The organism is Enterococcus sp. 3C7_DIV0644 (genome assembly GCF_002141235.1).
Lineage (GTDB): Bacteria > Bacillota > Bacilli > Lactobacillales > Enterococcaceae > Enterococcus_D > Enterococcus_D entomosocium.
This window is the reverse complement of sequence record NZ_NGLK01000001.1, coordinates 2630493-2646343: the sequence shown is the minus strand read 5'-3', so window position 1 is coordinate 2646343 and position 15851 is coordinate 2630493. Positions and strand designations below refer to the sequence as shown.

Genomic DNA, 15851 nt, shown 5'->3' with positions numbered 1-15851 from the left:
TGTTGGAAGGAGCGCCATTCGTTTCATGATTCGTTTTCTCGAAAGCTAATAAAAAAGCAACCTGTTGGTCAGGTTGCCTTATTAGTCAATTTGATTTTCTTTTTGCTGCTCCCACTTCAAATCTAACAGCTCCAGCATTTCATGGTAGGCGGTTTCTATGCGCTGCCGTTTTTCTTCAGTAACACGTTTGGCGTATTGTCCATCCGGTAGATAATCTTCGGCCAAGTAAACTTGAAAATCAAAGGCCTGCAAGACGCCGTATTCTGGATCATAATAGGTACGATCAGGGATCGGCTCTTTGGAGACCCAAGTTGGATGTAAGGCAATCTTACTTAAATAGGTCCGAGCTCCCTGTTTGGTGATCTCAACTTCTGGAATGACGCCGCGTTCGGTCCAATAGTTGTTATTGACGGTTTCATAACGTTGATTCGACAATAAGTTCCCCATTGAATAAATGATAAATTTCTTTTCACCGTCCTTTTCGATGATTTCGGTTGGTTCTGCTACATGCGGATGGCCGCCGAAAATAATATCAGCACCAAAATCGATCATCTTCCGATAAACAGTTTGTTGTTCTTCCGTTGGTTCTAAAGAATACTCGACACCAGACTGAGGCATCACGATGGTGATATCCGCCAAGGTTTCCGCTTCTTTGATCTCTGCTTCCACTTTATCGAGGGACAAGTCTTTCAAATAGGTGTCATACTCTGCTTGAGTTAAGCTTTCTTCAAGTCCATTGAAGCCATAGGCATAGGCCAAGAGAGCAACTTTGATCCCGTTGACTTCTTTGACCAAAATTCCACTATTGTCGACCGTGACACCAATCGTTGCCAACCCTTGATCGTGAAAAGCAGCCGCCGTTGTTTTGACTCCTTCGATTCCCGTATCTAAGATATGATTATGAGCAAGATCGATCACATCAAAGCCCGCATCTTTGATGCTGGCAACGGCATCGATAGGCGCGTTGAATAAGGGAAAACCGCCAAGCGGTTTATTAGGATTGATGGTTCCTTCAAAATCACCCAGAGCAAGATCCGCCGATGCAATTAACGGTTTGACTTGCTCAAAATCATTGTCAAAATCATAACGCTTTCCATCGTAAGCGCTTAAATAAACAGGTGTATGATAAAGCATATCGCCACTAGCTGTCACTGTGATGGTTTTTACTTCTGGCTTTGTTTCGGTAGAACTACTTGATTCTTGCATTGGCTTAGTCGGTTTTGTCGATTCTGCTGTAAGACGCTGTTCGGGGATGCTTGTCGCTTGAATCACTAGATAAATCACTCCGAATGTGATCGCCAATAATGCTACACTTAACCCAGCAATGATCCGCTGGCGTTTCTGACGCTCCCGTCTTCGTTGTTGTCTCATGCCCTCACCCTTTCACTCTGCTTTATCAAAAGCCTATCTTCGTTTACGTTCTAACTAGGTTCCCTGCTCCCTTTCCTACAAATCCCACTAAATAATATCTTTTCATTAAATAATTATACTATATTTAAGATCCCTTTAATAGATCGTTTTTTAAAGAATAAAAAAACAGCCCGATCGTGATCGAACTGTTTCTCCACTTCTATGGTAGCTGATTTCCGAATGAATCTTTCTTGTAGAACTGGACTAACCTCAAACGGCATAAATTAGTATCATTAGATAATCCTTCGGCTGTTAACAGTTCTGGATGACATCCCTCGCTTTCGGATGAACAGCAGCAAACGATGAAAGCAAATTACTCCCCTTCGCACGCTTCTCTCAATAAAGACCAAAGAGTATATGCTTTATTCTATAATACTTACAGTTTTTTCGAAAAAATTTATACAACAGCAGTACGTAAAATCTCTGCAAACCAGTGATAAACTGTTTCCGGACATTCATGTTTTTCTAATTCTCGAAAAAAGTCTTTGGATTCAATAAGGGTAATAAACTGAGTCATCGCATTTAGATGCTGCTTGCTGTCTAACGCAGAAAGAGTAAAGATGTACTTTACAGGAATCGTTCCTAAGACATATACTTCAGATTCTAACGTTGTCAATCCCATGCCAAGTTTTTTTGCACCTGCTTCAGGAACCGTATGCGGTAAGGCAACTTGATCGACTATCACCATATAAGCACCTTCTGATCTGGTTTGTTGAATGATCGAATCGATGTAATTTCTAGTGATGATCTTTCTTTCAATCAATGGATTGGCTGCGAGATAAAAGGCCTCTTCCCACGTTCTGGCTTTTTTGTTTAATTGTATCAATTCTGGACGCATCATATCCAACAGCATTGCAGGTTCTTTTGTCTTTTTTTCTTTTTGAGACATGATAGATGCCGTTGGCGAGCAGGTCTCTTGTACAAATTTCTCTAAATGATGCCGCAGAGCTGACTCGCTGGTAACCGTTGAATATTGTTGAATAACTTGCATCAAGCCGTCGATCGTAACAGTATTGGGCTTTATACTTGTACTGGTTTCGAATTTGACATCTAAAAACAACTGGGTTCGTTCCTCGTAAGACATGATCGGGTTTACTACAAAAATCGGTTTTTTTAACGGATAAAGTTGAAAGTTGGGTTTTGTCGTAAAAATGATATCGTAAGACTGATCAAATGAATGCAGTTCGCTTGTTTCAATCGGTCCCAATAAGATAAAAGAGGGAAAGATTTCCTTTAATTCATTGTAAATGATTGCTGAGCTTCCAATACCATTTGGGCAAACAACGACCCCCACTTTTTGTTGCACCATATATTCTTCAGAATTCCTGATCAAAAGCGCAAAGTGCATTGTTAAAAAGGCTACTTCTTCATCTGGAAGCTTTGAATCAAAGCTATCACTGATTGGTCTCAAGGTTTCTTTTACGATCTGATAAAGGTCATTATATTTTTCAAAAATTTTCTCCTGCATAGGATTGATGATCGGTAATCGAAACAGCATTCGGAAATAGGTCGGTCGAAAATGACTATATAATTGCTTGATGACAGAGTGTTTATCCTTGAAACGAATACCTGAAAGCAATTCAAATCGCTCGACGATTCTTTCTACCAAGTCAATGATGACCAAATTTCCTTGAAGCCATTCCTTTTCATTCCCTAATGCCATTCCCAGGACCCACCCACAGAGATAGTTCTTTTCTATACTATTCATCACCCCTGCGTTTTCTAAAATTTCTTCAGCAAAGCGGTACTCCTTCATTTTTACTAACTCATGATCATTAGAAAAGGGCTTTAGATCAAATTCATTCAAGCCCATTCTTGGGTATAAAAAAATAAGGATATAGTTCAATTCAATCAACCTATTTTCAACTAACTCTATCGCATGTTTTTCTAAAAGAAGAGAAAGATAGGTGTCCTGCTCATCCGCCAATTGTATTCGTTCGTTATGAATAAAGTAACGGTAAATAAAATCATCATCCTTGCTAGTCACATCTTCCAAAATCATTCGAAATAAAGCGTAACGAATCATCAGTTCATCACCTGCTAAGTGATACCCCTCTTTTCTTGAATAACTGATTGAAATATCGTACCCATGTAATTCCGCTTGTAATTTGCGCAGATCACTCATAAAGGTTGTTTTGCCGATTTTTAACGCATCTAAAAAATGGTTGACCGACAGATAGTCTTTCTCGTAGTAAAAGAGCGTCAAAAAGATATATTTTCCTCGTTCTTTTGAACTCATCTCATAATACTTAAACATACGCTCACGTAAAAATGACTCCAACAAATATTCCTTGCTTTTTTCAGGCAGTCGAATCACACTTTCCTTATTCACGCTAAGTGGTAGTTTTTGGGCAGATAGAAACTGGTTGATTTTATCAATGGTATACTCTATTTGAGTGCGGTTCATAGAATAATTCCGCTGAAGATAATCGTAACTGATGGTCGGTTTTTCAATCAGAGCCATCATCATCTTTCTCGTCCTATAGTCAATTTTTACCATCAATGTTCCCCCATTTCTGCAGCCTACTGTTCTACTTTCAATGTAAATCCTTCCGCTTGTACATATTTTTGAAGCACTTGATCTACCTGCTGCTTTTCTTCTTTCGTAAGATCTAGAACAGGCAGTTTCGGTAACCCAACATCCTGTCCGATTGCCCGCAAACAGTATTTCAGCCCAGACGGAATCGTTGAGCATTTGCAGGCTTCTCTAAAATCATCAATACTTGCTTGTTCTTGCCGCGCTTGTTCTATGTTTCCAGCTACAAATTGTTCATAGATCGCCACATCTGTTTTCGTCAAAACATTTGCGGTTGAAGCCACAGAGCCATCTGCTCCTAACTGTAATGCTTCTAAAATCTTAGAGTCGCTTCCCATCAGCAAAGAGAAATCCTCTCGATGATTTAATTCAAGATAGCCCTTGAAGTTTTCTAGATCACCGCTTGAATCTTTTATCCCAATGATCGAATCAATTTTGAGTAATTCCGAGAAAACATGACGATTGATGAAATTTCTAGTATTTGGCGGAATATTGTACAAAATGATTGGTAGTGTCGTTTGCTCAGCAATCATTCGGTAGTGATGGATCAACTCCTCATCGGTATATTTCAAAAGATACGGCGTAATGATGGAAGCAGCATCAACGCCGATTTTTGCAAACTCATTTACTAACTCAATCACTTTATTCGTTGCGATATCTCCGGCACCTGCAAATACTGGTACTCTGCCCGATACTTCATCGACAACGATTTTTGCAAACTGGATTTTCTCTTCTTTGCTTAAGGTATGAAATTCGCCATTGGTTCCTAAAATAAACAACCCGTGGACACCACCAGCAATCAAATGCCTTACAAGCTTTCTGGTGCCCTCTTCATTGATGCCGTTCTCATTTAATGGTGTGACCATTGCTGGTATAATTCCTCTGATTTTCATTGCGTAAGCTCCTTTTTTGTCGTTGCTCCTAAGCTTCCCCCTGGATGCCATTTAAGGTAATCTTCTAAATTGATTTCTTTTGCTTCTTGCAGCAACACCGACAGAACCTGCAGCTGGATCATTTGGGCGATCACAGAGGAACGTGGCGGTTTATTCAATGAGTCCCCTTCTTGGGAAACATAAGAAGACAATGTGACTTCAGCACAGGAAGCTAGGGAAGAATCTTCATTTCCTGTTACCGCTAAAATTACAGCGCCATTGGCTTTTAAGGCAGCAAGTGCATATTCTAATTCTTTGGTGTTCCCACTATTACTTATCGCAATCACTACATCGCCAGCCACGACTTGTCCTGCCGATCCGTGCACAGTTTCGGTTGTGTCTAAAAAATAGGTTGGCGTGCCGACAGATGAGAAAAGTGAAGCTGCATAGCCTGCTACATAGGAACATTTTCCCACGCCTGTTACATGAACACGCTTATGATTTTTTTCTGCATGGAGAATAAGTTCTTTGGCCTTCACCATCTGTTGATAGACTTCTTCTTCTTCAAGCCGATAAAATTGAGCATCGCTTTGGGCTTTTAAATTCGTACTATATTCAAACAAAACGTTTTTTTCATTCAATACAGATTTTCCTTCCTTATAGCAAGGAGAAATTGTATCCACCTTTCTCCTTGCTAATCATACTGTTTAACTAAATAGTTTTAAGATTTTATCTAGTAAAATTCCGATAATATTGTAGTCGATTTGAGGAAATCCAGCGTCTGTGATGCCTAATTCAGAAAAAGCTGGGAAAAGCACCAAAGGCAATGCAGTCAGCAAAATACCGCCTAAGAAGGATGCGATGATCGCCCCTTTCAACCCGCCTCTTATTGAACCAAAGACACCCATTGTTCCACCCGAGAAAAAAGCAATCCCAGCTGCTGGCAAAAGTACAACGGGAGAACCCATAGCAGCCATGGCAAACGTCGCTGTTAAGCCACCTATAAACGAGGTAATAAAACCGACAGGAACCATGGTTGGCGCATATTGGAAAAACACAGGAACATCTACTGCCGGCATTGATCCCGGGATATATTTTTCAGAGATCGCCACGAAGGCAGCCGTTAATTCAGCAATAAATTGACGCACACCATAAATCAGTACAGACATACCCGCCGCAAATTGCAACCCTTGAATCAACGGATACAAGAACCATAAGTCGTTGCCAGCCATTTCTTGAACGACATCCATATGACCACTTAAAACTGCTGCGATCGTTGCAATGTAGAAAAGAATAATCATGAAAAATGCAACAGAGAAGACAAAATCTCGGAATACGGAGAAGAAATCAGGAAGCTCACGATTGGCTGCTTTCTCTTTCTTTGCTTGCCAATTTTTCCCGCCAATGACACTGCCGATGACACCTGAGAACCAGTAAAAAATCAAGTTAAAGTGACCTAGTGCAACCCCTGCATTACCTGTCAGCTCATCTGTATATTTCTGAGCCAATTTGGGCAACCCTGCTCCTGCAAAACCTAGTACCAAAGAACCAAAGATAACTGTTACCCAAGTGGGCATACCATTCGAAATAAAAATCAACCCAATGACAGCAGCAAAGAAAAGATAATGCTGACCGGTTAAGAAAATTGATTTTAAAGGCGTCAATTTCGCAATAACTAATCCGAATATGAACCCTAGCCCCATAATCATTGATATTTCAAAACCATATACATCCATAGCTAACGCTGTAGCAGGCTCTACTGCCAGAACCGTCCCTTGAACACCAAATGCGGTCTGAAACAACGTGGCGAAATTTGCAGCAATCGTTCCTACATGACCACCACCAATATTAAAAATCATAAACCCAATGCCCACTTTGAGGACACCGCTCAGGGTCTCCTTCGCAGGCTTTCTTTGTGCAAGTAACCCGATCAAAGCTAAAATCATTAGCAACACAGCAGTATTTCTGAATTGGTTCATTACTAAAATTGCCATTCAATTTATTCCTCGCTCCATCAATTTATTTTGTTTGCATCGTTTCAAGAAATGTTTCTAGTTTTCCTTGGATCTCTTCTTTACTCATAATATTTTGAATACCTATGACTTCATAAGGTTTGTTTTGAAAATCAGGTTCCGCTGCGATATCTGCCATACTCATAAAGGCATCACCCGTAAAACCAATGAGAACATCTAGATTTCCATGAATCGTTTCAATGGGATAGCCGTTTTCTTCAATCACTGATTTTACTTTTATGTGAAGCAGCGTTGAACTCCCCATCCCAGCACGGCATGCAACCGCTATCAAAAATTTCTTGCCATTACTCGCCTTAGGTTTTGCATCTGATTGGATTGATGCATCATTTTTCTTTTTTTGAAAGAATCCCATCTTAACTCCTCGTTTCTTCTAATAGTTTTATAAATGCTTCTGGTGTCTCCACATTTGCTAAACGATCAATGATATTGTCCCTTGCTAAAACCTCTGCTAACTCACTCATCAGTTCCAAATGACTGGTCGGGTCTATCGCTGCCAAACAGAAAATGACTTTCACTGGATCATTGGGCGAACCAAATGAGATGGGGGTATTTAAGGTCATCGCACTTAGTCCTAAACGACAAACCCCATCTTCTGATCGGGCATGGGCCAATGCAAACCCAGGCATAAGCACGATATACGGCCCGGCATCTAAGACGGATTGAATCATCGCTTCGACATACTGTTTTGAAACGCTGCCATTCCTCAATAACGGCTGGGCAGCTTTTTTGATTGCTTCTTGCCAACTGGTACTGTCTTGCTGAAGTAAAATGTTTTCTTTTGTTAATAATGTAGTTTGCAAACGACGATTTCCTTTCTAAAAAAATTTCTTTAGGTTTTGGTAAAAGAATTTCTCGAGATAATTCCTATACACACACTATAAGTGAAAAGTTCTGACCTGAATAGACGATTTGCGACCACATATTTGTACACGCTTCCAGATTAAGTGAACTGCTCTTCTCAAAAAGACCAGGAATACTGCCTATTTTTTTTACTAGCCTCCAGTTTTTCTCGATAACCTTCTTGAGCAGTTCACAAAACTTATTCTATAAAGGAAAAAATGAACCAAAAATGGACAGATCTTTTGCTTGCACCCACAATAAAAAAAAGAAGCTCTTAAATAAACTAAGAACTTCTTAAAGCAAACACTCTATTCATGGCTATAGATCTACCGTTTCAATTGTATTTCTAGCCGTAGGTGTTTTCACACGAATTTTTACTTACAACCGCTATTTTCTACTTTGCTTCCTCATGCTTCACGGGACAACTGCTGTGGCAATCAGAACAATGATCCTTTTTCACCATGCGGTACACCACACGACCGCCATAGCCAAAAATCAGTCCGCTTAGAATTACTGTAGCAATCATTTTTCGCCTCCTACGACTTGGATCAAGGGCGCACTCCCTCGGAATGGTTTCTTCACCAGAGCAAATACTAATAGACCAGCAATGACTATTGCCGCAAAAACACCTAGCGTGAGGTGTCCGCCTTCAAAGATGACGTGTCCGAATTGGTACACCAGAAAACTGGCGCAGTACGCCAAGCCGCATTGATAGCCAATGGCTAACCACGTCCACTTGCTGTCCCCCATTTCACGGTGGATCGCACCGATGGCAGCAAAACAGGGGGCACATAGTAAATTAAAGACGAGGAAAGAGTATGCCGCCACAGCAGTGTAATCGCCGCGCAACACTTGCCAAATCTCCGTCCCACTTTCTGACAACTCACCGGTTTGTCCGTAGAGAATCCCGAATGTGCCGATCACATTTTCTTTGGCCACCAAGCCAGTGATCGTCGCCACGGCGCCTCGCCAAGTTCCCCAGCCTAGGGGAGCGAAGAGGGGCGCCAAAAGTCGACCGAAAAAGGCCAAAATGCTTTGGTCTTCACTGACCCGCTGCAAGGCAAAGCTGTAGCTGGAGGTAAACCAGACAAAGATACAAGCCACAAAGATTATCGTTCCGGCTTTTTTTACAAAAGCAATGGCTCGATCACAGGCACTTTTCAAAATCGTTGTGAGCTGCGGCAAGTGATACGCTGGCAGTTCCATAATGAATGGTGCCAGATCACCTGCAAAAAGCGGCGTTTTTTTCAAGACGATCCCTGAAAAAATCACAGCACCCATGCCGACAAAATAGGCCGATGGTGCGACCCAACTATAATGAGGGAAAAAGGCACCCGAAATCAATGCAATGATCGGCAATTTGGCAGAACAAGGCATAAAGGTCGTGACCATCACCGTCAACCGACGATCCTTTTCGTTTTCAATCGTTCGGCTTGCCATCACCCCCGGCACGCCGCAACCTGTAGCGATTAACATGGGGATAAACGACTTGCCAGATAGACCAAACTTGCGAAACAACCGGTCCATGACAAATGCCACCCGTGCCATGTATCCACAGTCCTCCAAGATAGCCAAGCAAAAAAACAACACGAAAATCTGCGGCAAAAAGCCTAAAACCGCACCGACCCCAGCCACGATGCCATCCAAAATCAGTTCTTGTAGCCACTGGGCGACCCGCAGCTGTTCTAGCCAATGCGCTGTTGTTTCGGGAATCCAGCTGCCAAATAATACATCATTGACCCAATCAGTGCCGATCGTGCCAATCGTCTGAATCGATAAATAGTAGATTCCCCACATAATGAAGGCAAAAATCGGTAGTGCCAATACGCGATGGGTCAACACGCGGTCGATTTTGTCGCTGAAGGCTAAGTGCTGATCTGTTTCCTTGATGACTGCCAGCGCCAACAATTCTTCAATGAAGCCATAGCGCTCATTGACGAGAATGGCGTCACTGCTGTCTTTAAAGATCATCTCTAAAATCGAAATCGTCTCCTGAATGACTGCTTGCTGGGAATCAGTCAGTTTACACATTGTTTGAATCGCTTCATCTTTTTCGAAGAGTTTTATGGCAAACCAGCGTTTTCGCTGCTGAGGGATCGTCTCTGGCAAAATCGCCATGATCTCGGTCAAGCCAGCCTCTAGACGAGCATCGTAGCGGGGAGGGAGCTGTAGTGTGTTGGCTGCTTGCTTCGCTGCCTCGATCATTTTGGCTAAACCACGTTGTTTCAAAGCACTGATCCCCACTACAGGAATCCCTAATCCGTAAGCCAATTTTTCGAAGTTGATCTGCAAGCCTTTTTTCTTTAATAGATCAATCATGTTGATGGCTGCCACGGTCGGAACATTCATTTCTAATAATTGCAATGTTAAATACAGATTTCGCTCAAGATTAGTTCCGTCAATAATATTGATCACCGCATCCAGCGATGCTTCCATCAAATAATTGCGGGAAATCAGTTCTTCAGGCGTATAAGGTGACAAGGAATAGATCCCGGGCAGATCTTGGATCAGCACGTGCCGGTCTTTTCGCAGTCGCCCCGCTTTACGTTCTACGGTGACACCCGGCCAATTGCCCACTGTTTGTTTGGCACCAGTCAATTGATTGAAAGTACTTGTTTTCCCACTATTGGGATTTCCTGCTAATGCAAATTGATAGGTCATCAAGCTTCGACTCCTTTTTCGATAAAAACCAACGCTGCTTCTTGCTTTCTCAAAGACAATTCATAACCGCGGAGCCGAATCTCCATTGGATCACCCAATGGAGCCAGTTTCACTACTTCCAAATGAACGTTTTTCGTAAGCCCCATATCCATCAAACGACGGCGCAAAGCACCTTTTGCACCAATCTGATTGACCTTCCCGCTTTCACCAACTTGCAGCTGATCCAAAGAGGTAATGACCGTTTGCTGCTGGATTTCTGTGACATCGATTTGTTCCATGACCCGTGCATCTAAAGCAATCCGCGTCCCTTGGTGCAAAATGATGCCGCCTTTGCGATCTTTTTGCACCACAACGATTTCAACCCCCGTGCGAATGCCAAGATCGTTTAAATGAACCGTGATTTCTTTGGTTGTTGCCAACGAGTCGATTTTGTATGTCCCAGAAGCCCAAGTTTGCGCCATTTTCATTGGTTCTTACTCCTTTTGTGAAGTGTTTTTTAATTAACCTACTTTAATTGAGAATGATTATCATTATAATAGAGCCATTTCCATAGGAAGTCAATCTGTTTTCGACTTAACTTTGAATCTTCCTTCACAATAGAGATTTTTTTTACTCATTTTGATTGCATATCCCCTCTAATAATTACGCAAAAACCTTGTAATTCTAAGTATTTTCCGCTTTTTTCATTTGCATAAAAAACACAGAAACACTATAAATTGTGTATGCCGAATTCACAAGCACAAGATATAGTGTTTTTTCGTTGACTTTCTCCGAGACTTATTTATACTAGGTTTATAACTATTACAACTCGGAGGAAACAATTATGAATATCAAACTATTTTCTAAAAACAACTGCATGCAATGTAAAATGGCGAAACGCTTTTTAAGTGAAAATCAGATTGCCTTTGAAGAAATCAATATCGATAATGAGCCTGAAGCATTAGAATTTTTGAAAGAACAAGGATTTCAAAGTGTGCCAGTCATTACCTCTGATGCGCAAACGATCATCGGTTTCCGTCCAGATCAACTACGTCAATTAGCGAGCTAAGATTTTTCTCAATGTGATGCTTTTGAGGGATTTGTCAGTCGTCCAGACCGCAAGTCCTTTTTTATACGAACAAAACAAGAAAAGAGGTTAGCCATTTATGAGCTTGAAAGAAATCAAAGATGTCAGTTATTTCAAATTGAATAATGAGATCAACCGTCCAGTAGATGGTCAAATTCCATTAAATAAAGACAAAGAAGCCCTAGCGGCATTCTTTAAAGAAAACGTTGAACCAAATACCTTAACCTTTGCGACTGCAATGGACAAAATCAATTATTTGATTGAAAATGATTATTTAGAAGAAGAATTTATCAAAAAGTACCGTCCTGCTTTTATTGAGGACTTGTATCAATTCTTAGATGAGCAACACTTTACTTTCAAATCATTTATGGCTGCTTACAAGTTTTATTCACAATATGCATTAAAAACGAATGATGGTACCGCGTATCTTGAGCGTTACGAAGATCGGGTGGCGTTCAACGCCCTTTACTTTGCGGATGGGAATGAAGAGTTAGCCATGAGCTTGGCAGATGAAATGATCTACCAACGTTACCAACCAGCAACCCCTTCTTTCTTGAACGCAGGACGCAAACGTCGCGGTGAATTAGTTTCTTGTTTCTTGATCCAAATCACTGATGACATGAACGCGATCGGTCGTGGGATCAACTCCGCGCTGCAACTTTCACGGATCGGCGGCGGTGTCGGGATCACATTATCAAACTTGCGGGAAGCTGGCGCGCCTATCAAAGGCTACGAAGGTGCAGCAAGTGGTGTGATGCCTGTAATGAAATTGTTTGAAGATAGCTTCAGCTATTCAAACCAATTGGGTCAACGGCAAGGGGCTGGTGTGGTCTACTTGAACGTCTTCCACCCAGACATCATCAGCTTTTTATCAGCGAAAAAAGAAAATGCAGATGAAAAAATCCGTGTCAAAACCTTATCATTAGGTGTGATCGTACCTGACAAATTTTACGAATTGACGCGTAAAAATGAAGAGATGTATCTCTTTAGTCCGTACAGTGTCGAAAAAGAATATGGCGTACCATTTTCTTATGTCGATATCACCAAGGAATACGACAACTTAGTCATGAATCCACGGATTCGCAAGACTAAAATCAGAGCTCGCGATTTAGAAAATGAAATTTCTAAATTGCAACAAGAATCTGGTTATCCTTATATCATTAATATCGATACAGCAAACCGCAGCAACCCAATCGATGGCAAGATCATCATGAGTAATCTTTGTTCCGAGATCCTTCAAGTTCAAGCACCATCTGAGATCAACGGCAAGCAAGAATACGAGGTTTTAGGAACAGATATCAGCTGTAACTTAGGTTCCACCAATATCGTGAACTTGATGGACAGCCCTGACTTTGGGAAATCTGTTCGAGCAATGACTCGTGCCTTGACCTTCGTTACTGATGCGTCTGACATTGACGTGGTACCATCGATCCAAAATGGGAATGCCTTGAACCACACGATCGGTTTAGGCGCAATGGGCTTGCATACCTATTTTGCAAAAAATCAAATGGAATACGGTTCACCAGAATCCCTTGAATTTACTGATCTTTATTTCATGTTGTTGAACTATTGGACATTGGTTGAAAGCAATGCCATCGCCAAAGAAAAAGGCGAAGTTTTCCATAACTTTGAAAAATCAGCTTATGCAGATGGCAGCTACTTCACTGATTATATCCAAGGTGACTACCAACCAAAATCGGAAAAAGTCAAAGCATTGTTTGAAGGCGTCTTTTTACCAACTGGTGAAGATTGGGCAGCCTTGGCACAAACCGTCAAAGAAACCGGCTTGTATCACCAAAACCGCTTAGCCGTTGCACCAAATGGTTCGATCTCTTATATCAATGATACGAGTGCCAGCATCCACCCGATCACTCGGATGATCGAAGAACGCCAAGAAAAGAAAATCGGCAAGATCTATTATCCAGCACCTTACTTGAGCAATGAGACGATCGGCTACTACAAATCAGCCTACGATATGGATATGCGCAAAGTGATCGATGTTTACGCAACTGCTCAAAAACACGTCGATCAAGGGATGAGTATGACCTTGTTTATGCGTTCAGATATTCCAGAAGGTCTTTACGAATGGAAAGAAACGACAAAACAAACCACCCGTGATTTGAACATCTTGCGTCACTATGCTTTCCACAAAGGGATCAAATCGATCTACTATGTACGGACCTTTACAGATGATGCAGAAGAGATCGGCAGCAACCAATGTGAAAGCTGTGTCATCTAATCCAACTTTTGCCTGAAAACGAACCAATAGCCTGCCCCTGCTCTCTATTGAGAGCGGGTCGGCTGTTGTCTTGATACGATTATTGGAGGAACCGACTATGGGTAAGACTTACTATGAAGCAATCAACTGGAATGAGATCGAAGATATCATCGATAAATCCACTTGGGAAAAATTAACAGAGCAATTCTGGTTAGATACGCGGATCCCTTTATCAAATGACCTTGATGATTGGCGGACGCTATCACCATTAGAAAAAACGACGGTGGGCTACGTCTTTGGCGGCTTGACCTTATTAGATACCGTTCAATCAGAAAGCGGTATGGATCAACTGCGTAAAGATGTCCGCACCCCACATGAAGAAGCGGTCTTGAACAACATCCAATTTATGGAATCTGTCCATGCAAAAAGCTATTCATCGATTTTCAGCACCTTGAATACAAAAGCGGAGATCGCCGATATTTTTGAATGGACCAATACCAATCCTTACTTACAAAAGAAAGCCGAACGAATCAATGAGATTTACAAAAATGGGACACCGCTAGAGAAAAAAATCGCCAGTGTGTTTCTAGAGACCTTCTTATTCTATTCAGGTTTCTATACACCCCTTTACTACTTAGGTAATAACAAACTAGCGAACGTAGCGGAGATCATCAAATTGATCATTCGTGACGAATCCGTTCATGGCACGTATATCGGCTACAAATTCCAATTAGGGTTCAACGAATTACCAGAAGACGAACAGCAAAAGCTGAAAGACTGGATGTACGACTTGTTGTATGAGTTGTATGAAAACGAAGAGCGTTATACCGAAGAATTATACGATGAGATCGGCTGGACCGAGGAAGTCAAAACCTTCTTGCGTTACAATGCCAATAAGGCTTTGATGAATCTAGGACAAGACCCGCTTTTCCCAGACACCGCCAACGATGTCAATCCAATCGTCATGAACGGTATTTCAACTGGTACCAGCAATCACGACTTCTTCTCACAAGTTGGGAACGGGTATCTGCTTGGTTCCGTTGAAGCGATGAAAGACGATGACTACTTCATCGGACTTGATTGATTTGCTTACAAATAAACACCTTGTTTCTCGCCAATAGAGGGTGAGAAACAAGGTGTTTTTAGTTAGCCAGCTGGTCTTTGATAAAGGTCAACGTTTCTGTCAAACATTCCTGTGCTTGCGGCAAGCTATAATCAAATTGGTATTCGTGGGTCACTGTTTCCGAATCCCCTTTGTAAAAACGACTTGTCACGGGAATATCAAGAGCTTGCAGCTGGTTGGCAAAGGCAATGCCTTGGTCTTCAAAGGAATAGGCGTTGCCATCAGTGATATACGTTGGTGGAAAATCAGCCGTCAATTTATCCACCAGTGAGATCTCCTGCAGTTGGGGACTATCTTGCCATTCTTTTTTGCCTAATAACGACCAAGCCACCGTTTTAACAAAGAATTTCATAAAACGATCATCCGAAGAAGTTCCAACGATCTGCTTCAAATCAAGGGGGCCGCAATAGGAAATAAACCCTTTCAGGGCCGATGTAGGAATGTCTTGATCAAAGGACATTTCCTTCGCATACGCTGGATTGGTTTGCAGCGCCACATATTGCCCGGCAATTTGGGCACCTGCAGAATCTCCACCAAAGAAGAGTTGATCGAAATCAAGCATGGGGTATGCTTGGGCATCTGCTTTGATCGAGTCTACCGCTTGGGCTAATTGTTTGACCTGTCCCGGATAATGCAAACTTGGCGCCCATTCATAATTAATCGAAATCACAGCGGCTTTGGTTTCATCGACGACATAGGTCGCAAATTCTTTGACGCCTTCTTTGTCTCCCCCGACATATCCGCCCCCATGGACCCAAAAAATGACTGGAACAGGGCCTTGTGCATCTTTGGGATAATAAAGATCAAAGGTACTGCGTTGATAATCCGATTGATAAGCCAAGTCCTGTTTGACCGTCACATTCGGCAAACTTTTTTGATAAGCCGCCTCATCCTTGATGGTCACTTCTTGGTTAAACATATGACCGATCAAAAAAGCCCCCGGTCGTGGGGAGAGTTGAAAAGCCAGAAAAACGGCAGCTAAGAGTCCGATCAGGACAATCGCCACCCACATGAAAAAGCGCAGAATTTTTTTCACGCAAAAGCTCCTTCCTTCGTTCTGTTTCAGCTTTTTCATTTAACCATGTTTTTTTA

Annotated in this window: 14 protein-coding genes; 3 read left to right on the top strand and 11 right to left on the bottom strand. The window is 41.8% G+C overall.

The features are described 5' to 3' along the window. Nucleotides 1–81 precede the first annotated feature (81 nt). The 10 genes from A5877_RS12500 to A5877_RS12455 form a co-directional block, all read right to left on the bottom strand. Nucleotides 82–1371, bottom strand: coding sequence for a CapA family protein (locus A5877_RS12500; protein WP_086299156.1), 1290 nt, complete (start codon nucleotides 1369–1371; stop codon nucleotides 82–84). A 436-nt stretch (nucleotides 1372–1807) separates the two neighbouring features. Further along, complete coding sequence (locus tag A5877_RS12495; protein WP_016611965.1) at nucleotides 1808–3910, bottom strand: BglG family transcription antiterminator; 2103 nt, start codon at nucleotides 3908–3910, stop codon at nucleotides 1808–1810. A gap of 23 nt (nucleotides 3911–3933) precedes the next feature. Next, entirely contained in the window at nucleotides 3934–4839 is a 906-nt protein-coding gene (gene dapA / locus A5877_RS12490; RefSeq protein WP_086299155.1) for a 4-hydroxy-tetrahydrodipicolinate synthase, read from the bottom strand. Next, the gene (locus A5877_RS12485) at nucleotides 4836–5501 is read right to left on the bottom strand and encodes an SIS domain-containing protein (protein WP_005237461.1); all 666 of its coding nucleotides are present in this window, start codon (nucleotides 5499–5501) and stop codon (nucleotides 4836–4838) included. Before A5877_RS12485 ends, dapA begins: the two co-directional genes overlap by 4 nt. Before the next feature lie 24 nt (nucleotides 5502–5525). After that, complete coding sequence (locus A5877_RS12480) at nucleotides 5526–6812, bottom strand: PTS ascorbate transporter subunit IIC (RefSeq protein WP_016610457.1); 1287 nt, start codon at nucleotides 6810–6812, stop codon at nucleotides 5526–5528. Between the two features lie 25 nt (nucleotides 6813–6837). Next, entirely contained in the window at nucleotides 6838–7203 is a 366-nt protein-coding gene (locus A5877_RS12475; protein WP_005237463.1) for a PTS sugar transporter subunit IIB, read from the bottom strand. 1 nt (nucleotide 7204) lies between these two features. Further along, on the bottom strand, nucleotides 7205–7651 hold the full coding sequence (locus tag A5877_RS12470) for a PTS sugar transporter subunit IIA (protein WP_005237464.1): 447 nt from the start codon (nucleotides 7649–7651) through the stop codon (nucleotides 7205–7207). A gap of 434 nt (nucleotides 7652–8085) precedes the next feature. Beyond that, nucleotides 8086–8217 carry a hypothetical protein gene (locus tag A5877_RS12465; RefSeq protein ID WP_005237465.1) on the bottom strand — a complete coding sequence of 44 codons (132 nt, stop codon included), beginning with the start codon at nucleotides 8215–8217 and terminating at the stop codon, nucleotides 8086–8088. Next, complete coding sequence (gene feoB / locus A5877_RS12460; RefSeq protein ID WP_086299153.1) at nucleotides 8214–10352, bottom strand: ferrous iron transport protein B; 2139 nt, start codon at nucleotides 10350–10352, stop codon at nucleotides 8214–8216. The genes A5877_RS12465 and feoB overlap by 4 nt, the downstream gene beginning before the upstream one ends. After that, complete coding sequence (locus A5877_RS12455; RefSeq protein ID WP_005237467.1) at nucleotides 10352–10819, bottom strand: ferrous iron transport protein A; 468 nt, start codon at nucleotides 10817–10819, stop codon at nucleotides 10352–10354. The genes feoB and A5877_RS12455 overlap by 1 nt, the downstream gene beginning before the upstream one ends. 356 nt (nucleotides 10820–11175) lie before the next feature. On the opposite strand from A5877_RS12455, the gene nrdH reads away from it, so the two are divergent. From nrdH to nrdF, 3 genes are all read left to right on the top strand, one after another. Next, on the top strand, nucleotides 11176–11400 hold the full coding sequence (gene nrdH, locus A5877_RS12450; protein WP_005225182.1) for a glutaredoxin-like protein NrdH: 225 nt from the start codon (nucleotides 11176–11178) through the stop codon (nucleotides 11398–11400). A gap of 97 nt (nucleotides 11401–11497) precedes the next feature. Continuing rightward, entirely contained in the window at nucleotides 11498–13657 is a 2160-nt protein-coding gene (gene nrdE, locus A5877_RS12445) for a class 1b ribonucleoside-diphosphate reductase subunit alpha (RefSeq protein WP_008377092.1), read from the top strand. 97 nt (nucleotides 13658–13754) lie between these two features. Beyond that, nucleotides 13755–14720: a class 1b ribonucleoside-diphosphate reductase subunit beta gene (nrdF, locus tag A5877_RS12440; RefSeq protein WP_005225180.1), complete on the top strand. Its 966-nt coding sequence runs from the start codon at nucleotides 13755–13757 to the stop codon at nucleotides 14718–14720. A gap of 58 nt (nucleotides 14721–14778) precedes the next feature. Here the strand turns inward: nrdF and A5877_RS12435 are convergent, their stop codons facing one another. Further along, entirely contained in the window at nucleotides 14779–15834 is a 1056-nt protein-coding gene (locus A5877_RS12435; protein WP_016620571.1) for an alpha/beta hydrolase, read from the bottom strand. Nucleotides 15835–15851: the final 17 nt, after the last annotated feature.